The following is a 17,873-nucleotide window of genomic DNA, read 5'->3' as shown; positions in this document are numbered from 1 at the left end:
CCCCGAGAGCAAAGAGCGATCCACAGCCCCGGCCCGCGCGAGACAGAATGTAAAGACTTCGTTACAGATCTCTCATGTCTCTCGGGGCTGTCTTTCTGAGCTCAATCGCCACAGGGGTGGTCACCGAAGCCGAGGTGTCCTGGATTGCTTCCCACCAGGGCTCCTTCAACCGGCGTGAAGCGGCAGTGGCCCTACGGCTTGGGCGCCTGCTGGATCAAGGCACGGTCAACCTTGGCTGCCGCCTGGGTTAGCCCCATGTCGAGCGAACAAACCCTCGAATGGACCGAGGAGGAGACCCTCCAGTACTGGTGGTCCATGCGCCGAGCGATGGAATCAGCCGGTGACCGCTCCAGCGCGATCTATTTCCGCTCGGTGGCCATCACCGAAGGGGAACCGGACCCACTCGCAATCGAGATCAACAACCCAACCCGTTGACAGCCGCTCAAGACCAGGGCCATAACCGCTGAGGAGACGGGCGAGTGCATTCCCCCGTTGTCCGATCCGGGGGGCCTATTCCGCCCCCCAACCAACACTCCCCACCAGCCAAGCGATTCGGGAGCTGTTGGCTACACGTCACACTGAAGCGAGCGTCCGCAGGGGAATGAAGCTCGACAAACAACAGCCTTGGGGAGTCTGGGCCTTTGTCATCGGCCTCAATCTCGTCGGATTCACTGGCTACTTCATCCTGCGGGCCATGGGGATCACCCTGTACTCGATCCACGCCCACTGAGCTCAGCCAGGCCGCTCTCTCGTCTCGAGCCACGGGCCTTGTCACCTGCCGAAATACTGCTGACCAGACGGAAAAAGAGACCCGTAGGACAACTCCTTCATGCCTTCCATCCATGGCAGAACCCAAGCGGATATGCCGCACCTCCCGCGGCTCCACGATTGATGCGGTCGGCAATGGTCGCTATCGCGTCTGCGATCGCAACCTGAAGTGTGCCGAAGTCGAAGGACTCTGGAAGGCCTACGAAGCGCTCAAAGATCAGGAGTGCCGCAACCCCGTCGCCTGGCACCACTAAGGCTCAACCCGCGACGCAGCAGCCCAAGCTGCGATGAGACAACGAAGCGGGGATCTAAAGGAAGACCTGACTGACGGTGCTCTCAAGAATGTGCCCGGAGGAAGCAATCATCTCGGCATTGCCTGCGATGAATTGCTCCATGACACCGCTTTGCGCCTGCATGACGGCGCAGACCTTCGTCGGGTCGTCCTTACTCAAGCCGCGAAACAAGCTCTTGATTCCAGCCGCCTCCTGCATCGCGGTGGAAGAGTCATAGGTCTCAACCCACTCCTCGAAGGGCTTGCTGATCGAGAAGGTGAGAACGTGAGTTTCGAGCATGCTCAGGTGTGTTTCGTCGAGTCAATCACGGCTGTCAGGACTGGGGCGTGTTGAACACAACAGGACATCTCAGACCAATGGCCTAGCGGCGATGGGGTCCTGAACCCGCCAACCGACGCCGCTTGAACCGCTCGTAATAGACAAACATCGCTAGCCAAACCCAACCCAAACCGCAGGTGGTCAGGCCCACCAAAGCGATCTTGAGCAGTCGCAAACACCAGTGACCAAGCCAAGCCAGCAGGGAGAGCCGAGGCAACTGACGCCGCTGGCGCGATCGCTTCGGCAAGCAACCCATCACTTTCGGGCGATTAAGCCTGCAGGGCAATGGGCATTAAGTCCGATTGTCTTCCCCTCGAATCCGACTGAAGCTAGGCCCATCGAGATCGGAGACGCCTCAAATGGTCGACACTCCACCCAACCAGACGTCAGGAGCGAGCTGACTGAAGGCGCCTGCTCCAACAGTCTTCTCAAACCGTGAGCGGGCCGTCAGATCAAACAAACGTGTGCGTTTGAGCTGTCGGCACTCCATCTGCACCGCCACAGGTGCCCCAAGGAGTCACAACTGCTCCACACCTGGACACCTGGCCCCAGGTGACCTCCCTCAGCAGCTCCGACCCACTCTTTCGTCATCCACGAAACGGGTCATTCCATGCATGAACGAGCGAACTAGGCCGTCTCTTCCATCCGGGAGGGGCGGCCTCCTCCTATGGGAGATCAGGCAATCCAGCGGTCCTGATCCATGATTCGTTTGATCAGCAACCCCAGGCGCTTGAACTCGCCAAAGTTCAGCTCCTTCACCGCCCGGTCCAGGCCGCTGTCGACCCACTCACCATCGCGCTGCTCATAGATGGTGAAGTCCTGGTCCAGCGACGCACGCTTAATGCAGTAGGTCACCCCGTCCTCGTGCAGGAAGGCTTCGGAATGCAGCTGCAAACCCATGGATCCCGATCGCGCTGCGGAGAGGCTACGGGGCCTCCCTCAGGGCTCCGACTGACTGGCCTGATCGATCGCGAAGAGTCTCTGTTCGATCTCTCGAGCGATGCCTTGGTAGAGGCCAACCCGCTGCTTGGATCGGATCGCAATCTCGAGGTAGATCAACAGTCCAATGCTCAGCATCCAAGGCGATGCGCCTGGGCTGAAGCTGAACACCACCACAAGGACCGCAATGAAGCCCCGCAGAAAACGGCTGAAGGGATTGCGTTTCTGAGCCAAGAACCGGGCCGAGTCCTCTTGGGCCCGAAGGCGATCGGTGCCTTCCAGGGGGTCGCCATCGGTATCCAACCAATCAATCGGTAGACCACCGCGTCGCTGGTAGACGATGCGATAACTCAAGCCCTCAGGCGTTTCCTGAACACGGGTCCCCGAGTAAGGCGCCAACTGCAGATCTCGTTTGCGTCTCCAAGAGTTTGGCGCGGGATCCAATCGGCCCTTGCAATCGAGCCAGCGGCTGGGCCATGACTGCCTTGGAGACGGCTCGACGTCACGGACCGTCCTCATCAGGGGTGCGGTGCAACGCGCCCCACACCCTGGCTGGAGCCATGTCGGAAGAGGAGTTTCTCGAGGCGCTCTCCGGCCTTGACGCACAACTCAGCAGCCACAGCAGCTGGGAGCAGATCAAACGCGTGGCCTCAGACCACCCCTGGTCCCTGGGCGAGACGCCTCTCTCTCCCGGTCAGCAGTGTGTGCTGGCGTTCTGGCGCATTTTCTCGCGGGATGAGCAAGGTCAGTCCACCGCTCCGATGCCTGGACAAGGAACCAGCCAGGACATCCTGCAGAGCCTCAGTGATTTTCAGGAAGACTTTGAGAGCTCGGTCCTGATCAACACCGACCTCGACCTTGACTCCATCCGGGAGTTATTCCAGGCCCTGGCCCCGAACTAAGCCAGGGATCGCGGCGAAGGACGTGAGCTGAGCAGGGATTCAGCCAGCCAGATCTCCGTTGCGGTTTTCAGCACCAAGAGGGTGGCGACCAACGTCAACATTCGGAGCATGGTGAGAACACCGACTGGGGCGACTTTCACACCAACGCCAACCAACAACTGTTGCCGTCACTGCTGAGATCAGCAATCCCACATCTCTGGGCTCAGCCTTCCTGGAAGAAAGGATCCGGGAGCGATGGATCCAGGAGCTTGGCGACGCCGCCTTGTCCCACAACAGGCAGACCCTCAGGCTTCAGCAAGCCCAACTGCACCAGCACCGTGGCCTGATCCCAGTAGATGTGCTCATAGCTCACCCGATCTCCCTCGATCCCAACGATCACCACAAAGGCCACTTCCACACGCCGCCCTGTGGGCTCGACCCCCGGCAGCATCCAATCCATGGGATGGGTATGGGTGAAGCGGATCACCAATTCATCCACCAGCCGCTCCGCCGAATGGGTGCGCGAAATGGGCGCAAAGGTCACATCGGGCGGGAAAAACTGACCGACCAGGCGATTGGCATAAAAACGGCGGACCCCTTGCGGCCCCGAACCACCCACCATCGTGGGGATGTTCACCAGATGGGGATTGGCGCTCATCGTCGCCAAGGTGCCATCCAGATCTCCCGCTAACTCGGCCTGCATGTGACGCTCAAAAATCGCGTCAATGGCCTGAGCTAAGCCATCTGCCGTCATCGGAAAGCCACGAAGACCTCCATTGTCAGCAGCGCATTCGGCACGAACAAGCCCTGCCCCTTGCAATGACACCAAGTCAGTAGTAGTACAGGCGTACTCGCGCAGAGCACATGGATGAGTGGGAGTTCATGGAAGCCAGGCTGCTGCGGGCCTCACGCTCAGGCCGCGTCTGCATCACCTGCCAGCACTTCACCTACGGGACCGACGCCCACTGCCGCACCCTGCTGGGCTGCAAGCTCCAGTCCAAGCAGCTCGCCCAAGGCGAACACCTCACGAAGAAATGCCAGCACTGGCTGATCAGACGAGAGCGTCAGCTGGGCTGGTGCCCCGAGGCAGCCTGACCACAGCTCATAACAAGACAGGACGCCTCAGCCAAATACTGAGAAGCTGTGGTCAGCTCGCCTACCAAAGCCCCTCAACCGTGCCCTGGGAACCAACCGAGGACTTCCTCAACAGCGGCTATCAAGACGTCATCAAGCTGGTCGAACGCTGGCGGCAGCAATACGGCGCCGACCACCACGCCTGCGGAATGATGCTGCGCACGATGGGGCTTTCCTACCTCGAGCATTACGGAGAGGGTGGCGACCACAGCAGCACCCACCCCTTCCCCAATCACGCTGGCTCCAGACCACCAAAGCCCTGAGCAGAACCCAAATCCGCGCAATTTGGAAGAAAAACGGAAGGAACAGGTATTAATCCCTACGCCGCAAGGGGCTGAGCTCGATTAGTCCAGAAGGAAGAGGTGAGTGTCCAATCCTTGTCTCCTCCGGCTCCAGATGACCATGACCGAGAACATCCAGGAGCAGGTCAAACGCTCAGCCCATGAACGCTGGGTGAGCACCGGACTGGCTGGCCGCCTGGTGCGCCTCTGTCCCGCGCTCTTCCCGGACCTGCAATCGGCTGGGCAGTGGGTGAGCGAGCAAACAGGCACGGCGATAGGAGGGATGGGCGGAACGCGGCTGATGCTGCTGCTGCGGGATCACGAACTCAGGCGCATGGTCGAGGAGCAGCACGCCTGCGCCCTGACCTGTGCCATCCAACCCACTCAGTCCTGAGCTCAGGAGCGGGATCTCGAGATCCAGATGCGCTCGAGAACCTGACGGAATTCCGCCTCGCTCAGGGGCTTGGCCAGGGCTCGCCGACGGGCAAGTGCAGTGAGCCACCAGGCCTGCAGAACCAGAAACAGCAGAGCCCACACAGCGAGCTCAATCCATCCGCTCTGCAGTGCCGGCATGACGCCCCGAGTGCTTTGACCATCCAACCGCAGAGACTCGCCCTGGGCATTCAAGCTTGCTAAGAGAAGAGCAGTACCTGCGTGCGGCGATGGGCTACGTCATTGGCCTGTTGATGGTCTGCCTCCCCTGTGGCTTCATCTCGGCTTCGATCTCGCGCGCCAAGGCGCGTCGATGGGCGCGTTGGTTTTGGGCAGGCCTGCTCTTTGGCCCCCTGGGCCTGATCGGTGCAGCAGGGATGCCTGATCGCAAAAGCCAGGTCTGGCTGCGCTTTTTAGCAGAAGCCCAGGGCTATCAACCCCGCCATCACAAGGACAGCGAAGTGCCTGAGTGAAGCGCTGTAGCTGACGACAGAGCGCAGCATGGCTACGACATGGAGATGTGGCTGATCGGCGCCTGTTTTGCCCTGTTTTGATCTCACGGTTCATTTCCCCGATGGGGATTCAGAACTCCACCTCATTGCCTTTAGCGAAGGTCATGCCTTCAACTTGGCCAGACGGCAATTCGGCAATCGTCCGCTGACGATTCGCAAACGTCCCATGCCGCCGCGGCCCTCCAGCACTGGCGACTGAATTTCGTCATGACTGAGCATTTGCACTCATGACGGGAGTCGATGCCAGGGCGTCATAACAGTGCAGGAGACGATCGCCCCGCGACCGCGCTCCAACTCGGGGGCCTCTCTTTGCTGATCCTGGCCCCCACCCCCGAGCCTTGCCATCGCCGGCATCCTGGGGAGAGCTGACGGCGGCAGCATGCGCTCTCCATTCCGCGAGCCTCCCGAGGCGAAGATCTGGCGACTCAGTCGCACCTGGAGCCAACCCTGGCTGAAGAACTGGCGCGGGGACCTCACCGGCGGCATTACGACTGCCGTGGTGGCCCTGCCACTGGCCATGGCCTTTGGCCTGACCTCCGGAGCCGGGGCAATCGCCGGCCTCTGGGGCGCCATCGCTCTGGGCTTCATCGCCGCCCCCCTCGGGGGCACGCCCTCCCAGGTCTCTGGGCCCACCGGTCCAATGACCGTGATCATGGCGGCGGTGATCACGGCGCTGATCGGTCGCTATGGAGCAGAGGCGGGCCTGGCCGTGGCCTTCACCGTGGCCCTGTTGGCGGGCGCCCTGCAGGTGCTCTTTGGGGTCTTCCGCCTGGGGCAGTACATCGTTCAGATGCCCTACTCGGTGATCTCCGGCTTTATGTCGGGGATCGGCGTGATTGTCGTGGTGCTGCAGCTGCCGATCCTGCTGGGCCTCAGCCTCAAAGGCACCATCCCCCAGATCCTGGCGGCCCTACCCGCTCAGCTGCCCAACCTCAACGGCCTGGCCCTGCTGATCGGCGCCCTGACCTTTGCCCTGATCCGCTCCTACCCCCGGCGCTGGAACCGCTGGCTTCCCGCCCCGCTGGTGGCCTTGGTGCTGATCTCAGCGCTCAGCACCCTGTTGCCCGAGGGCTCCATCCCCCGCTTGGGCGCCATCCCCCAGGGGCTTCCGACCCTGCGCTGGCCGCAGCTGCGCTTCGACGACCTCCGCCTGTTGGGCGGTTATGCCATCACCCTCGCCGTCCTGGGCTCGATCGACTCGCTGCTCACCTCCTTGGTGGCCGACAACATCACCCGCACCCAGCACCGCTCGGACCGTGAACTCATTGGCCAGGGGATCGGCAACATGGCTGCCGCCCTGGTCGGGGGTCTGCCTGGAGCGGGCGCCACGATGCGCACCGTCACCAACGTGCAAGCGGGCGGACGCACTCCCCTCTCAGGGATGGTGCACTCACTCGCCCTACTGATCGTCACCCTGGGGGCCGGCTCCTTCGCCTCTGAGATTCCCCTGGCCGTCCTCGGGGGGATCCTGCTGCATGTCGGCCTGGAGATCGTCGACTGGAGCTTCCTCAAGCGCGCCCCTCGCCTGTCCTGGAAAGCCACGGGCCTGATGTGGCTCGTTCTGTTACTCACGGTCTTTTGGGACCTGGTCACCGCCGTCGTCATTGGGGTCTCCCTCGCCAATGTGATCACCATCAAGGACCAGGCCGATGCCCTCCAAAAAGCCAGCCGGCGCATCACCGGCGGCGATGGAGACCCTGACGACCCGTCCCCCGTCAGGCTCAACGCCGAGGAGCAAGTCCTGCTGAGGGAGGCCGGGAGTGAGGTGGCGCTGTTAAGCCTTGCCGGACCACTGAGTTTTGGGGCGAGCCGCTATCTAACCCAACTCCTCCAGGAGAGCTCCGCCTATGCCACCTTGATCCTGGATCTAACCGCGGTTTCCCACCTGGGGGTCACGGCCTCCCTGGCCATTGATGCGGTCTGCCGCGACGCCACGCGCCAGGGACGACGGGTGATCATCGCCGTTCCCCAGGAGCGCTACCGAGAACGGCTCAGGCGGCTCGCCATCACCCGTTTCATCGGCGTCGAGCTCTGCCTCAACCGCCAGGAGGCCCTGCTCAACGCCCGCGCCCATCAGCTTGCAGCCGAATCGGGACAGGCTCCCTAGCTTGACTGCAGTGGACCTGGGCCCTTGACGCGCACCATCCTCAGCCTGAGCAGCGGCAGTCTGCTGCTTCTGACCCTCGCCGCCGCAAGCCCCAGCTGGGCCCAGAAGCGAATCCCCAAGGCCGCAGGCCAGGACCAGTGCCCGCTCGGCTATGTCAACGACCTGGGGAGCCATTGCGTCTCGCCCATCTACTACGAGGTCGCTCCCACCAACGGACAACCCTGCCGCTCCGGCTGGATGAACATCGGAGCGGGCTACTGCAAGAAGAAGACCCTCGGCATCTTCTAGAACCCGTGAATGTGCCTATGGACCAAGGCTCAGGCACGAAGCCATAACGGTTGTGGAAGCGGTCGAGTACCAACCCGCTATCCGAACGGGGGCCGCCCCCCTTGAGGCCCCCAACAACAACCCTCCAGCGCTCCCGCCGAACGCTGGGGGGTTTGTTGTTGAAGCGGGTGCCGGACACTGTTGGGCAGCGATGGCCGCCATCCATGCCCTACCGGATCAAGACCCACGACGCCTGGGGCAGCACCCCGGTTGGCGACTTCCCATCCCTCGAAGCCGCCCGTCAGGCCTTCAGCAGCCTCTGCCAAGACCCCTGGTACCGGCAGGACGGAACCGTCAAAGGCCTTGAGCTCCTCGAGATCCAGGCCGATGGCCAAGGCCAACGCCTGGACTGGTTTGCCTTCGCCTAGGTGAATGCGCTCATGCCATTGCAGCCTTGAACTTTTAGCCCTGGAGAAGTTCACTCGCCCAGGCCGCAATGACCCGCTCCCCCGAGCAACAAGACCAGCTGCGCCAGGAGGTCCTTGAGACCGTAAAAGGTGTACTGCCGCTGCTGATTGCCCTGAGCGCCGCCTGGATCGCGATCGATTTCGCCACCCATCTCGCCAGCTGAGGGGACAGCTAGTCCTCGACCTGGCGCCGCTGGTACTCCATGCAGCCCTTGTAATCACGGGCCTTGAGACAGCGTTCATGGGCTGGCGGCGGCACCTCACCTGACTTGCCAAACAACTGTTCGGTGTCGTCCTCCGACAAGCCAAAAAAGGCAAACAGGACCGGGACCAGGATCAAGCCGCTGAGCATGCGCTGGGGGAAGAAGGCTTCACAACGCCAGTGACGCTGTTGGGATTCACCGTTCGGATCACCCCCGTGTCGACGCAGGCGATCTGAAAAAAGCTATTGCCATTGTCCCTGGCCCCGCCTTCGCGGTGAATCACCTGACCGACCCACCAGTCCTGCTCAGGGGGCTCCACCAGCACCACATCACCAAGACGCACCGAGAGAAAAGCGGGCATCAGCCACCCCAAGCGAACTAGTACAGGCGTTCTAGACTGCTTGGGCTTTGGTGTCGACCTCGGCCAGGTTGTGGTCCACGCGGGCCAAGCGCTCCATCACCCGATGGAGGTCCAACTCGGAGAGCTCGCCGCTGGCGGTCCACTTCATGCAGGTGGACCCCAGACAATCACGGGCCGCTCCACCGTTCTTAAGGGCTGCCATCGCGACCTCCCGCTTCCTGATGGAATCACTCTCAGGGAGCATCCACCGGTCGGCCTACCCCCAGATGGGGGCAGTTCAGCGGACGTAGGTCTGGGCCAAGGCCGTGAGCAACTCAGCAATGAAAGCCTCCGGACAACCCAGCTCCTGCTGCAGCTCATCGCATTCATCGCGGAAGAACTCCAACGTGCGTGCGATCACGCCATCGCGCTGCTCAGGGGTGGGTGTCCAATCGGCCATGGTCGACGCTGGAGGGGAGGGGAATGATGATCGATGCAGCCCTCCGAGTCCCAGTGAGTCAGCCGCCCAAGATGGCTCGCCGCAACATCCCCTGGGTGCTGTGGGAACTGCTGCTGCGGATGCGCCTGGACCTGCTGCTGATGCTGGTGCTCTGCGGGCTAGCCCTGGCCATCAAGGCCGATCCCCAGGTCGGGGACCTCTCGATCATTGATGGCTCGGGCCTCTCCATGCTGGGGATCGCGGTCTCGATCTTCGTGGGCTTTCGCAACACCCAGGCGATCAACCGTTGGTGGGAGGCCCGAGTGCTCTGGGGATCGATCACCAACGAAGCGCGGCAATGGCGCGACACCCTGCAGACCCTGATCGGCAGCCAGGAGTCCTGCCGCCAGCAACAGCAGCAACTGGTGGCGCTGCAGGTGCTGCAGTGCTGGGTGCTGAATTTTGAGCTGCGTGGGATCTGGTGCAGCGATGCCCGCACCCTGGTGGATGCCCTCAGCCGCAGCCTGGGACTCCCCGCGGACACCAGCCTGCAGCGCAGCCTGCAGCACAGGGCGCAGCTCATCGGATCGCTCTACAGCCAAGGCGCCATCAACGACTGGGGACGCGATGCCCTGCTGCGCTGCAGCAGCGCCTTCATCAATTCCCTGGGCGGCCTGCAGCGCATTCGCAACACTCCGCTACCGCCGACCTACGACGTCTTCATCCGCCTGATCTGCTGGCTCTATGGCTACGCCCTCTTCGCCAGCTTTGCCAGCCGCGACTCCGCCTGGACCGGCGCGGTGCTCTTTCTGGGCTTCATCACCGCTGAGCGAATCGGCGCCTACGTCGAGGGGCCCTTTGATCAAGACGGCAGCAGCTTTTGCGTGCCGATGGATGCGATCTGCAGCACCATCAGCGCCGACCTCCTGCCGACCTCTCCCTTGGGGCGGCTACCCATCAGCCGGGACCCCAGCCGCTGGTCCTAGGGCAAACCTCAGCTTTTTTAAAGGTCCGCTGTAGCAATCAACACGCTGCCCTTCTGACGAGCAAGGCCACGATCAAGGAGCTGGCGGAGCGCCACGGCGCACGCGGAGGAAGACACCCTGCGCCGTCAGCACCCTCTTAGGTGGGAAGGGTGAAGCCCGACTGCATGTTCTTCACGTCGAGCATCACCCAGGTGAGCCAGACCAACAGGCCGATCACACCGGAGACAGCCGCGACCTTGCCGGAGAGGCGCAGGAGCCATTCCCAAAAACTGATCTCTTTCACCGGCTTCAGCGCAACTGCTGCATCCTGCCTGGTGGCAGGCTGAGCAGGTTCGCAGGGCATCCCCATCAGCCTCCCGGCCTCCGACCTCGCGCACCTGGCTCGCTGCGCCTGGCTGCGCCAGCAGTGCGCCAGCGATAGCGAACGGGCGAACCGCGAATTCGCGACCTTGCTGATGTGGCATCAGGCCGCCAGCCGCTCCGGCGCTAACGCGGGGGCTGGGCCGTTGTGGTCAGGACCGTCGTAGGGGAACCCTGCACTCCCGCATAGAAGACGACCAGCTCCACGGGGCCATCGCCCAGGGCCTGTCCGGTGTGGACGGTATTGACCACCTCCACCAAGGCCTCGCCCTCGCCAAAGGTCCGCCTGGAGCCATCCGCCAACTCCAGGGAGAGGGCGCCCTTGAGAATCACCGCGGCATTGATCACCGGATGCCAATGCAAGGGAAGACGAACCCCCGCAGGGATCGTGATCCGCAGGACCTTGACCTGGGGCTGACCGGATGGATAGGGCGGAAGGGTCCGGCCATCCCACTCCTTGCTGGAGTTCGCGAGTTCCCTGACCTCGACACCGAGGCCAGCGGCTCCGTGGTCGTCATGGGCCCAGGCCTCTGGCACCAGTACGCCGCAGAGACAAATGAGGGCCAGAGGCGTTAGCCATGAGCAGCGATTCACAGGCAAGCGTCCTAAAAGGGAGCGATGGAACACGTCCTATTGGCCTTCCTCGCCTTTGGTGCCGCGGTGCTCAGCCTGCTGGCCTGGATGGTGGCCGCCTTCACCAGCGATCGGGTGCGCTAGCTCCATCAACTCCGCGTCGATGGCCACCAGGGGGCCCGTCGGATGGAAGCGCCGCGCCAGGGCAATGGCCTGCTCACGGTTCTCCGCCTGCACTGAGCGCGCACCCGGAGTGGAGGAACTGCAACTCCAGACCTGGTAGCGCCGAAGCATGGCAAGTGGGAGGTGGACCCTCGTCCTAGCCAGAGCGACGGCCTGCAACACACACCTGCGCAAAAGCTGAACAGAACCCTGCGTCTCGATCCGCTGATCCAGCCGCGTCGCTAGGGAAGGGGACCAGGCCCTGCCGTTGTGCTGCTGCTCACCGATCCGCTGGAACTGATCTGGGGCATCGCCGGACTGCTCAAGGCCTCGCTTCTGGATGAGCCCAGCTCAACGCTTCGGAACGACCGTCATGCCGACGGGAGCCAATGCGATCAGCGCCAACTTGATGTGCTGCAGGCCAAAGGGAATTCCCACAACCGTGAGGAAGCAGGCCAGGGCTGAGGCCAGGTGACCGATCGCCAGCCACCAACCGGCCACGAGAAACCAAATCACGTTTCCCATGGTCCCCAGTGGACCCGTACCCCAATCGCGGCGGCCCGTGAGGGTCTGGCGCGAAATGGCCTCCTGACCGAAAGGCCAAAAGGAGAAGTTTCCGATCACGAAGCAGGAGCGAGCCCAGGGCAGGCCCACCACGCTGATGGCACAGAGCAGGCCTGCGAACCACCAGCCCAGGCCCATGACCAGTCCGCCCAGGACAAACCACAGCAGGTTGAACAGGAAACGGAACAAGGAAGCTGCCGGTCGCGTTAACGGGACTGTCGAGCCGGCGCAGACGACTTGCCAAAGCACGTTACAGAGAGTTACATTTGCTTTACGTTTCGCAACACCACCATGGAAGCCGATTACGGGATGGCCATCACAGCGATGGTTGTCGTGGGTGCGCTCCTGACCGCAGGGGTGGTGTATGTGCTCTCTCGTCCCAGCGACCTGGGCCCCACCCGCAAATAAACGATGGCCCTGACCGCAGTTCTTCTCTTCGCCGGCTGGATCGCCGCATCCCTACTCAAATCCGAACCCCAACAGTCATGAACAACAACCAAGTCACAGACCAGTGGTGCCAGAACCGCGCTGAAGAGCTGATTCACGCGCAGCAGCTCAAGCAGGTCGAGCGCTTCAACGGTCGGATGGCGATGCTCGGCATCGTGATCGGGATCATCACCGAGGGCCTCACCGGCCAGGGCATCGCCCACCAGATCGGCCTGGGTCCCCTGATTGACGGCTACGCCGCCTGCCACACCCAGTACCTTCCCTTCTGTTTCTGATCCGGCCCAGGCGCTCGCGATGAACAAACAGGAGTTCCGCTACGAACCGGTCGAGTCCTTCGGTAAGAGCATGACCTCCCAGAGACCCTGGGACGTCTCCGCTCTGAAGGCCGTCGAGCAACTCAACGGCCGGGTCGCCATGGTCGGCTTTGCCGCAGCGCTCGTTGGCGAATGGCTCACGGGCTTTGGGCCAGCCGGCCAGGTCTTGGCGCTGGTGCGCTGGTATCTGAGCTGAGGCGCTGACGACAAGGGCATCGCGTTGCTAGGCCGGAGGCAGAGGCCATGGACGCGATGAATCACATTTTTGAGGTCTTTCACTCCGGGCCGGCTGACTATGGCCGCTTCCACGTGGTCGCAGAGAACCGGCAGCAGGCCAAGTCGCTCGCCGAAGCGGACTACCCACAACACCAGTTCGCGGTCTTCCGCAGCGAGCTGATCAGGCCGGAGTGGCGCTACCAGCTGCTCAACGAGTGGCGCTCGACGCTCTAGCCCCGAGGAGCGTCAATCCGCACTGGTGGAGCGCGAATAGATCAACCCCAACTCCGAGGCCCAGGCCAGCAGGTTGTTGGTGGCGGTCAGCACCTCCAAAGAACGGCTCCAGGCCTCATGGAGATCAGGGGCCTCCAGCACGTAGTGCTCGGCCCATTCGTAGGAGCGCACCAATCCGCAGGCCTCCTTGAGGCGATGGGGCGTGAGCGCATGGGACTCCACGCGCTCGATCAGCCCCTTCTCCCAAAAGGCCCGTCCCACACCCCGATCACCGGAGAAACTCTGGTGCAGCGTCGTGAGGACAGTCTCGAATTCTGGTCGTTGGATCTGGTCCATGAACCAGCCCTAACACTGTCTAAATACCTCGCGCAGGCGAAAAATTCAGGCCAGGCCCAGGCTTGCCAATCCCCAGGCAGCTGAGCCATGACTGATCGGCAGACGAGAAGGCGATGGAGCATTGCGCAATCAATCCAGACCGGGTGCTGGTGATCACCCCCAAGGGCTCCAGCATCGAAGCCCTGCGTGATGGCGACTACCGGGTCTGCTGGGCCTCAGGCCTCTGCCAGACCGTCACTGGTTTGCACCGAGCCAACTCCCTGCTCTATTGGCATGAAGAGAACAGCCCTTGACGCCAACGAAGGGGCTTGTTTGATGGGCTCGACTGCGGATCCTTGATGAAGATCAAGACGGCGTCACTCCAGAGCACCGCCCGAGAGACCCTGGGCCTATTGGAGGACCTGCGCGCTGAGCTGGCCCCCAGCACGATGGGCACCGCGCAGTGGAGACGAATCAACCAACTGGAAGACAAGGTGCTGGCACTCCTGGCCCTCACCCAGGCCAGCTAGGACACAAAAAAGCCCCCGGGTGATCCGGGGGCCAGTGTTTTAACGGACCTAGGCGTCAGCGCTGGTGCAGCGCTTGAGGTTCTGCCAATCCTCAAGAACATGACCGCAGCCATTGACGACACAGTGGAGCGGATCATCGGCAACGATGGTGAAGATGCCCGTGGATTCAGTAATCAAGTCACTGATCCCCGGGATCAAGGCACCACCACCGGCGAGCACGATTCCGCGGGCGTGAACGTCAGCGGCGAGCTCAGGGGGAGTGCTCTCCAGGACGCGCTTAATCGAGTCGACGATGGCACCAAGAGGTTGTTGGATCGCCTCACGAATTTCACCGGCGGTGACGGTGATGCTCTCGGGAAGTCCGGTGCGGTTGTTGAAGCCGCTCACCTCCATATGCCGCTCATCGTTGCGGGCATTGGAATGGGCCGAGCCGATGCTGATCTTGACCTTCTCAGCGGTGGATTCACCGATCACCAGGCCATAGGTCTTTTTGAGGTAGTCCGCAATGCTCTCGGTGATTTCATCACCGGCAATCCGAATGGACTCGCTCGACACGGGTGAGCCGAGGCTCAGAACAGCAACGTCGGTTGTGCCACCACCGATGTCAACGATCATGCTGCCGACGGGCTCGGTGATCGGCAGGCCAGCGCCGATGGCGGCGGCAACGGTCTCATCGATCAGATAGACCTCTTTGGAGCCGGTGATGCCGGCTTCACGGACAGCCCGGCGCTCCACGTCGGTGATGCTGCTGGGGATGCCAACCACCATGCGAGGGGCGGTGGACTTACCGGCATTACCGCGGCGCATGAAGGTTTGGATCATGAGCTCGGCGGCGGCGTAATCAGCAATCACGCCATCGCGCAGGGGACGAATCGCCTGGATCGCTTTAGGTGTTTTACCGATCATGCGTTTCGCGCCTTCTCCCACCTCCAGTGGGATGCCGCGTTCTAAATCAAGAGCGACAACTGAGGGCTCGTCGAGGACGATTCCTTTGCCTGATACGTACATCAGGGTGTTCGCCGTCCCCAGATCGACACCGATGGAGGAGTTAGTCCGGAAAGGCCAGAACATGGTGTTTTTTTGCTGATCAACCCAAAACTGATCAAACCTGAATATCCGTTCTTCGGACTTAATCAAATCTTCCACTCTTCGATGCAACTCGTCGAAAACCAGCTCAGCGCCACTGATCCCACAGGGCCACAAGGCGCTCCTGATCGGCACTGGGGCTGCTGCTGCAGAGGTAGGCATCCGGCCTAATCAGATAGGTCTGGCCAGCCACGTAGCCCTCCTGGGGTTCTGCGCTGGCCGGAACCAACCAATCGCTCGCCAGGGCAGAGCCGGCCGGCGGCAGCGGCGCACCAACAGACAGCAACACAAAGCGACCGGAGCGCAGCAGGGCGTGCAGTCGCGTCTGGCCACTGGGGCCCTGGCAGGGCAGATCCGGCGTGCGCTCACCGGGGCGCAGTCCGCCTCCTGAGCGAGCCAGAACCGGAGCCAGGGCACTGCCGCGGTAGTGCAGATCGGTCTCGCAGAGCTGCGCCACCAGGCGACCTTGAACGCGACGACTGCGGCCCAAATTCGTGAACGCCAGATTCCGCAGCCGACGCAGCAGGGGCTGCCGCAGCAGAGCCACCCGCGTCAACACACCGGCATTGCGCAGCACCCGATCGCCAATCCCGCTGCGTTCCGGGGAATAGGTCTCCAGCAGCTGTGGCCCCGCCTTGCCCTGCAGCACTAGGGCCAGTTTCCAAGCCAAGTTGAAGGCATCCTGCATCCCGGTGTTCATGCCCTGGCCCCCGGCCGGGCTGTGGATATGGGCCGCATCCCCCGCCAAGAAGACCCGACCGACGCTGTAGCGATCGACCTTGCGCTCGTTGATCCGGAAATGACTGAGCCAGATCGGATCATGGGCGCGGAAGCCTGATCCCAAGCGCTGCTCCACCAGGCTCTGAACCTGCTCCAGGCTCGGATCGGCCGCCTCCGTCCCCGAGACATCGCCAATGATGCGGAAGCGATCTCCGACGATCGGGAACAGGGCCAGGATCCCCTCGGGATTCCAGACCACGGCCACCTGATCGGAAGCTGCGGGGCCGTCGAGCTTGACGTCCGCCAGAACCCAATTCGATTCCAGGGTTTCGCCGCTGTAGGCCAGACCCAGCTGATGGCGCACAAGGCTGTGGGCACCATCGCAGCCCAGCAGATAACTGCACTCCATCGTTTCCTTGCTGCCATCGGCTCGGCTGAGTTCGGCCGTCACACCGCCATCGGAGGCGGTGAACCGGCTGAGTTCCAACTGGCGCTCGACTGACACGCCCCGCTCCGCCAGCAACTGGGTCAGGACCGCCTCCGTGCGGTTCTGGGGAATCATCAAGGCGTAGGGGAAGGCGCTCTGCACCTTGGAAAAGGAGAGCGCCGCCAGAAGGCGTTGACCGGCCTGGATCCGAGCTCCATGGCCCTGAATCCCAGCCTTCAAGAAAGGCTCAACGCAGCCCTGGAGATCCAACAACTCCAGGGTCCGCGGCCAGATCACCAGGGCCTTGGAGCGCTCGGAGGGTTTCGGCTCCCGTTCCACCACCCGAACGGCGATGTCCTGCTGACGCAGGGCCAGCGCCAGGGTGAGACCCACCGGCCCCGCTCCAACCACCAACACCGGTTGGGACATCAGACCAACGTCAACTCTCCGCCAAGTCTGCACAACAACACGCGTTGGGCATGGAGAGTTCCACTTCTTTTTTGGCGGCTTCTTTCACTGAGAGAGCAACCGCCGCAGTGCGTTAGGGTCGATTTATCAAGCGAAGCAGAAATGACCCTCGGCCGATTTCTGGTCTTCTTTGTGATCGGCCTGGTGCTGGCGACGGTGCTGAACCTGACCTGGCTCTATTGGATCTTGGCGGCGGCCGCCGCCACGGTTGCGATCAAGCTTTGGCTGAACCGATAGCGCGATGACGGAGACCACCACCCATAACGGGGCGAACTACAAGCTGACCCGACTGCCCTCCGCCCTGGATGCCAGCAAGGCGGCCAATCGGATTCGGCCCTGGCTCAGCCGCAGCGAAGAACAGCAGCGCGCCAGCGAACGCATCGCTCGGGTGCGCCGCGAAAGCGGCATCCCCTCCCCTGACGAGTGGATGTGGTGAGCATGGAACGCACGCTCAAGGGCATTGCCTATGTCTCGGTTTGGGTGATCCTCTGGGGGACAGTGGCGTCCGTGATGGATTACGTCCTGCTGGAGCGTGAGCTGTATGGCACGGGCAGCTTCGGCCAAGCGACCACCTTTGTGGCCTACGGCCTCGCGAGCCTTGTGTTGGCCTGGCGCTTCGCTCCGCGCTTCCTGCAGAGCGACGACTGAGCCTTAGCTCTGGGGGTTGGCAGCAGGAGCATCCCCCTTCGGCGGGCTCTTCTGGGGAACACTGACCTGGCCGCACTGGTCGTCGAGGACAGGCTTGTAGGAAGCCCGCACCTCCATCCAGTCCGTAGCGGGATCGCGCTGCTCAAACACGGCGAAGTGCTCAATCAACAGGCCATCCATCGCCTGCATGGAGCGGCAGAGCCGATAGAGATCGCCCGAATTCTGAGCCTTCAAGACCCGTTCGTAGTGCCCCATGAACTGGGCATAGGGATCAGGCTCCGCCGCGAAGACTGGAGCAGCCAAGACGGCAACGGCAGCCGCAGAAGCGCCCAGAAGACGGGCCAGAGGGGATGCAACGTTCATGCCGATGACCCTACCGAGCGAGCCAAGACCCGATCTTTTTCTCTGAATAGAGAGAACAAACACAGACAATCTTCAACAG

The 17,873-nt window shown here is 62.4% G+C and carries 40 protein-coding genes; 22 read left to right on the top strand and 18 right to left on the bottom strand.

Annotation, left to right across the window (positions count from 1 at the left end):
* Positions 1 to 74 precede the first annotated feature (74 nt).
* The 4 genes from CB0205_RS16335 to CB0205_RS0107570 all read left to right on the top strand — a co-directional run bounded on the left by CB0205_RS16335 (position 75) and on the right by CB0205_RS0107570 (position 1,022).
* Positions 75 to 251 carry a hypothetical protein gene (locus tag CB0205_RS16335; protein ID WP_010316135.1) on the top strand — a complete coding sequence of 59 codons (177 nt, stop codon included), beginning with the start codon at positions 75 to 77 and terminating at the stop codon, positions 249 to 251.
* Between the two features lie 4 nt (positions 252 to 255).
* Positions 256 to 435: a hypothetical protein gene (locus tag CB0205_RS0107580; RefSeq protein ID WP_010316133.1), complete on the top strand. Its 180-nt coding sequence runs from the start codon at positions 256 to 258 to the stop codon at positions 433 to 435.
* A gap of 166 nt (positions 436 to 601) precedes the next feature.
* Positions 602 to 730, top strand: a complete 129-nt coding sequence (locus CB0205_RS16635) for a hypothetical protein (RefSeq protein ID WP_010316132.1) — start codon at positions 602 to 604, stop codon at positions 728 to 730.
* A gap of 112 nt (positions 731 to 842) precedes the next feature.
* On the top strand, positions 843 to 1,022 hold the full coding sequence (locus tag CB0205_RS0107570; protein WP_010316130.1) for a hypothetical protein: 180 nt from the start codon (positions 843 to 845) through the stop codon (positions 1,020 to 1,022).
* A 54-nt stretch (positions 1,023 to 1,076) separates the two neighbouring features.
* On the opposite strand, the gene CB0205_RS0107565 is transcribed toward CB0205_RS0107570, so the two are convergent.
* From CB0205_RS0107565 to CB0205_RS14455, 4 genes are all read right to left on the bottom strand, one after another.
* Entirely contained in the window at positions 1,077 to 1,340 is a 264-nt protein-coding gene (locus tag CB0205_RS0107565; protein ID WP_010316128.1) for a DUF3764 family protein, read from the bottom strand.
* An 82-nt stretch (positions 1,341 to 1,422) separates the two neighbouring features.
* The gene (locus CB0205_RS0107560) at positions 1,423 to 1,626 is read right to left on the bottom strand and encodes a hypothetical protein (protein ID WP_156797862.1); all 204 of its coding nucleotides are present in this window, start codon (positions 1,624 to 1,626) and stop codon (positions 1,423 to 1,425) included.
* Positions 1,627 to 2,054: 428 nt separating this feature from the next.
* On the bottom strand, positions 2,055 to 2,279 hold the full coding sequence (locus CB0205_RS0107555) for a hypothetical protein (RefSeq protein WP_010316123.1): 225 nt from the start codon (positions 2,277 to 2,279) through the stop codon (positions 2,055 to 2,057).
* Between the two features lie 39 nt (positions 2,280 to 2,318).
* A complete protein-coding gene (locus tag CB0205_RS14455) occupies positions 2,319 to 2,717 on the bottom strand; it encodes a hypothetical protein (protein WP_156797861.1) in 399 nt (132 codons plus the stop codon).
* A 161-nt stretch (positions 2,718 to 2,878) separates the two neighbouring features.
* On the opposite strand from CB0205_RS14455, the gene CB0205_RS0107545 reads away from it, so the two are divergent.
* On the top strand, positions 2,879 to 3,220 hold the full coding sequence (locus CB0205_RS0107545; RefSeq protein ID WP_010316119.1) for a hypothetical protein: 342 nt from the start codon (positions 2,879 to 2,881) through the stop codon (positions 3,218 to 3,220).
* A gap of 202 nt (positions 3,221 to 3,422) precedes the next feature.
* Here CB0205_RS0107545 and CB0205_RS0107535 read toward each other — a convergent pair whose 3' ends face one another.
* A complete protein-coding gene (locus tag CB0205_RS0107535) occupies positions 3,423 to 3,953 on the bottom strand; it encodes an ester cyclase (protein ID WP_010316116.1) in 531 nt (176 codons plus the stop codon).
* A gap of 110 nt (positions 3,954 to 4,063) precedes the next feature.
* Here CB0205_RS0107535 and CB0205_RS0107530 point away from each other — a divergent pair, with 110 nt between their 5' ends.
* From CB0205_RS0107530 to CB0205_RS0107520, 3 genes are all read left to right on the top strand, one after another.
* The gene (locus CB0205_RS0107530) at positions 4,064 to 4,294 is read left to right on the top strand and encodes a hypothetical protein (RefSeq protein ID WP_010316114.1); all 231 of its coding nucleotides are present in this window, start codon (positions 4,064 to 4,066) and stop codon (positions 4,292 to 4,294) included.
* 80 nt (positions 4,295 to 4,374) lie between these two features.
* Positions 4,375 to 4,596 (top strand): hypothetical protein, encoded by a 222-nt coding sequence (locus tag CB0205_RS0107525; RefSeq protein WP_010316112.1) that lies wholly within the window; start codon positions 4,375 to 4,377, stop codon positions 4,594 to 4,596.
* 139 nt (positions 4,597 to 4,735) lie between these two features.
* On the top strand, positions 4,736 to 5,008 hold the full coding sequence (locus CB0205_RS0107520; protein WP_010316110.1) for a hypothetical protein: 273 nt from the start codon (positions 4,736 to 4,738) through the stop codon (positions 5,006 to 5,008).
* Positions 5,009 to 5,010: 2 nt separating this feature from the next.
* On the opposite strand, the gene CB0205_RS16330 is transcribed toward CB0205_RS0107520, so the two are convergent.
* Positions 5,011 to 5,187: a hypothetical protein gene (locus tag CB0205_RS16330; protein WP_010316108.1), complete on the bottom strand. Its 177-nt coding sequence runs from the start codon at positions 5,185 to 5,187 to the stop codon at positions 5,011 to 5,013.
* Between the two features lie 56 nt (positions 5,188 to 5,243).
* On the opposite strand from CB0205_RS16330, the gene CB0205_RS0107510 reads away from it, so the two are divergent.
* The 5 genes from CB0205_RS0107510 (at position 5,244) to CB0205_RS16630 (ending at position 8,563) form a co-directional block, all read left to right on the top strand.
* On the top strand, positions 5,244 to 5,519 hold the full coding sequence (locus CB0205_RS0107510; protein ID WP_029626215.1) for a hypothetical protein: 276 nt from the start codon (positions 5,244 to 5,246) through the stop codon (positions 5,517 to 5,519).
* Positions 5,520 to 5,937: 418 nt separating this feature from the next.
* Positions 5,938 to 7,665 (top strand): SulP family inorganic anion transporter, encoded by a 1,728-nt coding sequence (locus CB0205_RS0107505; protein ID WP_010316104.1) that lies wholly within the window; start codon positions 5,938 to 5,940, stop codon positions 7,663 to 7,665.
* A gap of 24 nt (positions 7,666 to 7,689) precedes the next feature.
* Positions 7,690 to 7,953 carry a hypothetical protein gene (locus CB0205_RS0107500; RefSeq protein WP_010316102.1) on the top strand — a complete coding sequence of 88 codons (264 nt, stop codon included), beginning with the start codon at positions 7,690 to 7,692 and terminating at the stop codon, positions 7,951 to 7,953.
* Between the two features lie 167 nt (positions 7,954 to 8,120).
* A complete protein-coding gene (locus CB0205_RS0107495) occupies positions 8,121 to 8,360 on the top strand; it encodes a hypothetical protein (RefSeq protein WP_232197264.1) in 240 nt (79 codons plus the stop codon).
* 68 nt (positions 8,361 to 8,428) lie between these two features.
* Positions 8,429 to 8,563 (top strand): hypothetical protein, encoded by a 135-nt coding sequence (locus CB0205_RS16630; RefSeq protein WP_010316098.1) that lies wholly within the window; start codon positions 8,429 to 8,431, stop codon positions 8,561 to 8,563.
* Positions 8,564 to 8,571: 8 nt separating this feature from the next.
* Here the strand turns inward: CB0205_RS16630 and CB0205_RS0107485 are convergent, their stop codons facing one another.
* From CB0205_RS0107485 to CB0205_RS15915, 4 genes are all read right to left on the bottom strand, one after another.
* The gene (locus tag CB0205_RS0107485) at positions 8,572 to 8,751 is read right to left on the bottom strand and encodes a hypothetical protein (protein WP_010316095.1); all 180 of its coding nucleotides are present in this window, start codon (positions 8,749 to 8,751) and stop codon (positions 8,572 to 8,574) included.
* Positions 8,736 to 8,963: a DUF3104 domain-containing protein gene (locus CB0205_RS14450; RefSeq protein ID WP_043705725.1), complete on the bottom strand. Its 228-nt coding sequence runs from the start codon at positions 8,961 to 8,963 to the stop codon at positions 8,736 to 8,738. Before CB0205_RS14450 ends, CB0205_RS0107485 begins: the two co-directional genes overlap by 16 nt.
* Positions 8,964 to 8,994: 31 nt before the next feature.
* A complete protein-coding gene (locus CB0205_RS0107475) occupies positions 8,995 to 9,165 on the bottom strand; it encodes a hypothetical protein (RefSeq protein ID WP_010316091.1) in 171 nt (56 codons plus the stop codon).
* Between the two features lie 75 nt (positions 9,166 to 9,240).
* Positions 9,241 to 9,402 (bottom strand): hypothetical protein, encoded by a 162-nt coding sequence (locus CB0205_RS15915; RefSeq protein ID WP_010316090.1) that lies wholly within the window; start codon positions 9,400 to 9,402, stop codon positions 9,241 to 9,243.
* Between the two features lie 53 nt (positions 9,403 to 9,455).
* Here CB0205_RS15915 and CB0205_RS0107465 point away from each other — a divergent pair, with 53 nt between their 5' ends.
* Positions 9,456 to 10,367 (top strand): bestrophin family ion channel, encoded by a 912-nt coding sequence (locus CB0205_RS0107465; protein WP_010316087.1) that lies wholly within the window; start codon positions 9,456 to 9,458, stop codon positions 10,365 to 10,367.
* 136 nt (positions 10,368 to 10,503) lie between these two features.
* Here the strand turns inward: CB0205_RS0107465 and CB0205_RS16325 are convergent, their stop codons facing one another.
* The 4 genes from CB0205_RS16325 to CB0205_RS0107445 form a co-directional block, all read right to left on the bottom strand.
* Positions 10,504 to 10,650 carry a hypothetical protein gene (locus tag CB0205_RS16325; protein WP_198001916.1) on the bottom strand — a complete coding sequence of 49 codons (147 nt, stop codon included), beginning with the start codon at positions 10,648 to 10,650 and terminating at the stop codon, positions 10,504 to 10,506.
* 203 nt (positions 10,651 to 10,853) lie between these two features.
* Positions 10,854 to 11,264: a cupin domain-containing protein gene (locus tag CB0205_RS0107455; protein WP_010316083.1), complete on the bottom strand. Its 411-nt coding sequence runs from the start codon at positions 11,262 to 11,264 to the stop codon at positions 10,854 to 10,856.
* 93 nt (positions 11,265 to 11,357) lie between these two features.
* Positions 11,358 to 11,594, bottom strand: coding sequence for a hypothetical protein (locus tag CB0205_RS0107450; protein ID WP_010316082.1), 237 nt, complete (start codon positions 11,592 to 11,594; stop codon positions 11,358 to 11,360).
* 219 nt (positions 11,595 to 11,813) lie between these two features.
* Positions 11,814 to 12,215 (bottom strand): YccF domain-containing protein, encoded by a 402-nt coding sequence (locus tag CB0205_RS0107445; RefSeq protein ID WP_010316079.1) that lies wholly within the window; start codon positions 12,213 to 12,215, stop codon positions 11,814 to 11,816.
* Between the two features lie 296 nt (positions 12,216 to 12,511).
* Here CB0205_RS0107445 and CB0205_RS0107435 point away from each other — a divergent pair, with 296 nt between their 5' ends.
* The 3 genes from CB0205_RS0107435 to CB0205_RS0107425 are packed head-to-tail and all read left to right on the top strand — an operon-like array spanning position 12,512 to position 13,237.
* A complete protein-coding gene (locus CB0205_RS0107435; protein ID WP_010316075.1) occupies positions 12,512 to 12,748 on the top strand; it encodes a chlorophyll a/b-binding protein in 237 nt (78 codons plus the stop codon).
* 19 nt (positions 12,749 to 12,767) lie between these two features.
* Positions 12,768 to 12,983: a chlorophyll a/b-binding protein gene (locus CB0205_RS0107430; protein WP_010316074.1), complete on the top strand. Its 216-nt coding sequence runs from the start codon at positions 12,768 to 12,770 to the stop codon at positions 12,981 to 12,983.
* 56 nt (positions 12,984 to 13,039) lie between these two features.
* Complete coding sequence (locus CB0205_RS0107425) at positions 13,040 to 13,237, top strand: hypothetical protein (protein WP_156797860.1); 198 nt, start codon at positions 13,040 to 13,042, stop codon at positions 13,235 to 13,237.
* 12 nt (positions 13,238 to 13,249) lie between these two features.
* Here CB0205_RS0107425 and CB0205_RS0107420 read toward each other — a convergent pair whose 3' ends face one another.
* A complete protein-coding gene (locus CB0205_RS0107420) occupies positions 13,250 to 13,573 on the bottom strand; it encodes a hypothetical protein (protein ID WP_010316070.1) in 324 nt (107 codons plus the stop codon).
* Positions 13,574 to 13,686: 113 nt separating this feature from the next.
* Here CB0205_RS0107420 and CB0205_RS0107415 point away from each other — a divergent pair, with 113 nt between their 5' ends.
* Positions 13,687 to 13,866, top strand: a complete 180-nt coding sequence (locus tag CB0205_RS0107415; protein WP_010316068.1) for a hypothetical protein — start codon at positions 13,687 to 13,689, stop codon at positions 13,864 to 13,866.
* Positions 13,867 to 13,911: 45 nt separating this feature from the next.
* Positions 13,912 to 14,082 carry a hypothetical protein gene (locus tag CB0205_RS0107410; protein WP_156797859.1) on the top strand — a complete coding sequence of 57 codons (171 nt, stop codon included), beginning with the start codon at positions 13,912 to 13,914 and terminating at the stop codon, positions 14,080 to 14,082.
* 48 nt (positions 14,083 to 14,130) lie between these two features.
* On the opposite strand, the gene CB0205_RS0107405 is transcribed toward CB0205_RS0107410, so the two are convergent.
* Complete coding sequence (locus CB0205_RS0107405; RefSeq protein ID WP_029626212.1) at positions 14,131 to 15,153, bottom strand: rod shape-determining protein; 1,023 nt, start codon at positions 15,151 to 15,153, stop codon at positions 14,131 to 14,133.
* Positions 15,154 to 15,256: 103 nt separating this feature from the next.
* Complete coding sequence (locus CB0205_RS14435) at positions 15,257 to 16,744, bottom strand: FAD-dependent monooxygenase (RefSeq protein WP_010316062.1); 1,488 nt, start codon at positions 16,742 to 16,744, stop codon at positions 15,257 to 15,259.
* Between the two features lie 141 nt (positions 16,745 to 16,885).
* Between CB0205_RS14435 and CB0205_RS16625 the strand changes: the two genes are divergently transcribed.
* From CB0205_RS16625 to CB0205_RS0107385, 3 genes are read left to right on the top strand one after another with little or no spacing between them, the layout of a single operon-like run.
* The gene (locus CB0205_RS16625; RefSeq protein ID WP_010316060.1) at positions 16,886 to 17,020 is read left to right on the top strand and encodes a hypothetical protein; all 135 of its coding nucleotides are present in this window, start codon (positions 16,886 to 16,888) and stop codon (positions 17,018 to 17,020) included.
* Between the two features lie 4 nt (positions 17,021 to 17,024).
* Positions 17,025 to 17,219 (top strand): hypothetical protein, encoded by a 195-nt coding sequence (locus CB0205_RS0107390; RefSeq protein ID WP_010316058.1) that lies wholly within the window; start codon positions 17,025 to 17,027, stop codon positions 17,217 to 17,219.
* Positions 17,220 to 17,221: 2 nt separating this feature from the next.
* Entirely contained in the window at positions 17,222 to 17,431 is a 210-nt protein-coding gene (locus CB0205_RS0107385; protein ID WP_029626211.1) for a hypothetical protein, read from the top strand.
* A 3-nt stretch (positions 17,432 to 17,434) separates the two neighbouring features.
* Here the strand turns inward: CB0205_RS0107385 and CB0205_RS0107380 are convergent, their stop codons facing one another.
* Complete coding sequence (locus tag CB0205_RS0107380; protein ID WP_010316054.1) at positions 17,435 to 17,794, bottom strand: hypothetical protein; 360 nt, start codon at positions 17,792 to 17,794, stop codon at positions 17,435 to 17,437.
* Between the last annotated feature and the right edge of the window lie 79 nt (positions 17,795 to 17,873).

The sequence above is a fragment of the Synechococcus sp. CB0205 genome (assembly GCF_000179255.1).
In the GTDB taxonomy this organism is placed as follows: Bacteria; Cyanobacteriota; Cyanobacteriia; order PCC-6307; family Cyanobiaceae; genus Vulcanococcus.
This window is presented reverse-complemented; position numbering and strand designations above follow the sequence as displayed.

Bases quoted from the DNA above. Each gene is read 5' to 3' on its own strand.
- CB0205_RS0107435 (WP_010316075.1), top strand. From the start codon at position 12,512: ATGAACAACAACCAAGTCACAGACCAGTGGTGCCAGAACCGCGCTGAA.
- CB0205_RS0107520 (WP_010316110.1), top strand. From the start codon at position 4,736: ATGACCGAGAACATCCAGGAGCAGGTCAAACGCTCAGCCCATGAACGC.
- CB0205_RS0107565 (WP_010316128.1), bottom strand. From the start codon at position 1,340: ATGCTCGAAACTCACGTTCTCACCTTCTCGATCAGCAAGCCCTTCGAG.
- CB0205_RS0107580 (WP_010316133.1), top strand. From the start codon at position 256: ATGTCGAGCGAACAAACCCTCGAATGGACCGAGGAGGAGACCCTCCAG.
- CB0205_RS15915 (WP_010316090.1), bottom strand. From the start codon at position 9,402: ATGGCCGATTGGACACCCACCCCTGAGCAGCGCGATGGCGTGATCGCA.
- CB0205_RS16330 (WP_010316108.1), bottom strand. From the start codon at position 5,187: ATGCCGGCACTGCAGAGCGGATGGATTGAGCTCGCTGTGTGGGCTCTG.
- CB0205_RS0107530 (WP_010316114.1), top strand. From the start codon at position 4,064: ATGGATGAGTGGGAGTTCATGGAAGCCAGGCTGCTGCGGGCCTCACGC.
- CB0205_RS0107430 (WP_010316074.1), top strand. From the start codon at position 12,768: ATGAACAAACAGGAGTTCCGCTACGAACCGGTCGAGTCCTTCGGTAAG.
- CB0205_RS16335 (WP_010316135.1), top strand. From the start codon at position 75: ATGTCTCTCGGGGCTGTCTTTCTGAGCTCAATCGCCACAGGGGTGGTC.
- CB0205_RS0107420 (WP_010316070.1), bottom strand. From the start codon at position 13,573: ATGGACCAGATCCAACGACCAGAATTCGAGACTGTCCTCACGACGCTG.
- CB0205_RS0107505 (WP_010316104.1), top strand. From the start codon at position 5,938: ATGCGCTCTCCATTCCGCGAGCCTCCCGAGGCGAAGATCTGGCGACTC.
- CB0205_RS0107380 (WP_010316054.1), bottom strand. From the start codon at position 17,794: ATGAACGTTGCATCCCCTCTGGCCCGTCTTCTGGGCGCTTCTGCGGCT.
- CB0205_RS0107385 (WP_029626211.1), top strand. From the start codon at position 17,222: ATGGAACGCACGCTCAAGGGCATTGCCTATGTCTCGGTTTGGGTGATC.
- CB0205_RS0107410 (WP_156797859.1), top strand. From the start codon at position 13,912: ATGAAGATCAAGACGGCGTCACTCCAGAGCACCGCCCGAGAGACCCTG.
- CB0205_RS0107475 (WP_010316091.1), bottom strand. From the start codon at position 9,165: ATGGCAGCCCTTAAGAACGGTGGAGCGGCCCGTGATTGTCTGGGGTCC.
- CB0205_RS16625 (WP_010316060.1), top strand. From the start codon at position 16,886: ATGACCCTCGGCCGATTTCTGGTCTTCTTTGTGATCGGCCTGGTGCTG.
- CB0205_RS0107390 (WP_010316058.1), top strand. From the start codon at position 17,025: ATGACGGAGACCACCACCCATAACGGGGCGAACTACAAGCTGACCCGA.
- CB0205_RS0107555 (WP_010316123.1), bottom strand. From the start codon at position 2,279: ATGGGTTTGCAGCTGCATTCCGAAGCCTTCCTGCACGAGGACGGGGTG.
- CB0205_RS0107485 (WP_010316095.1), bottom strand. From the start codon at position 8,751: ATGCTCAGCGGCTTGATCCTGGTCCCGGTCCTGTTTGCCTTTTTTGGC.
- CB0205_RS0107425 (WP_156797860.1), top strand. From the start codon at position 13,040: ATGAATCACATTTTTGAGGTCTTTCACTCCGGGCCGGCTGACTATGGC.
- CB0205_RS0107450 (WP_010316082.1), bottom strand. From the start codon at position 11,594: ATGCTTCGGCGCTACCAGGTCTGGAGTTGCAGTTCCTCCACTCCGGGT.
- CB0205_RS0107405 (WP_029626212.1), bottom strand. From the start codon at position 15,153: ATGTTCTGGCCTTTCCGGACTAACTCCTCCATCGGTGTCGATCTGGGG.
- CB0205_RS16630 (WP_010316098.1), top strand. From the start codon at position 8,429: ATGACCCGCTCCCCCGAGCAACAAGACCAGCTGCGCCAGGAGGTCCTT.
- CB0205_RS14450 (WP_043705725.1), bottom strand. From the start codon at position 8,963: ATGCCCGCTTTTCTCTCGGTGCGTCTTGGTGATGTGGTGCTGGTGGAG.
- CB0205_RS14435 (WP_010316062.1), bottom strand. From the start codon at position 16,744: ATGTCCCAACCGGTGTTGGTGGTTGGAGCGGGGCCGGTGGGTCTCACC.
- CB0205_RS0107545 (WP_010316119.1), top strand. From the start codon at position 2,879: ATGTCGGAAGAGGAGTTTCTCGAGGCGCTCTCCGGCCTTGACGCACAA.
- CB0205_RS0107570 (WP_010316130.1), top strand. From the start codon at position 843: ATGGCAGAACCCAAGCGGATATGCCGCACCTCCCGCGGCTCCACGATT.
- CB0205_RS0107535 (WP_010316116.1), bottom strand. From the start codon at position 3,953: ATGACGGCAGATGGCTTAGCTCAGGCCATTGACGCGATTTTTGAGCGT.
- CB0205_RS0107415 (WP_010316068.1), top strand. From the start codon at position 13,687: ATGGAGCATTGCGCAATCAATCCAGACCGGGTGCTGGTGATCACCCCC.
- CB0205_RS16635 (WP_010316132.1), top strand. From the start codon at position 602: ATGAAGCTCGACAAACAACAGCCTTGGGGAGTCTGGGCCTTTGTCATC.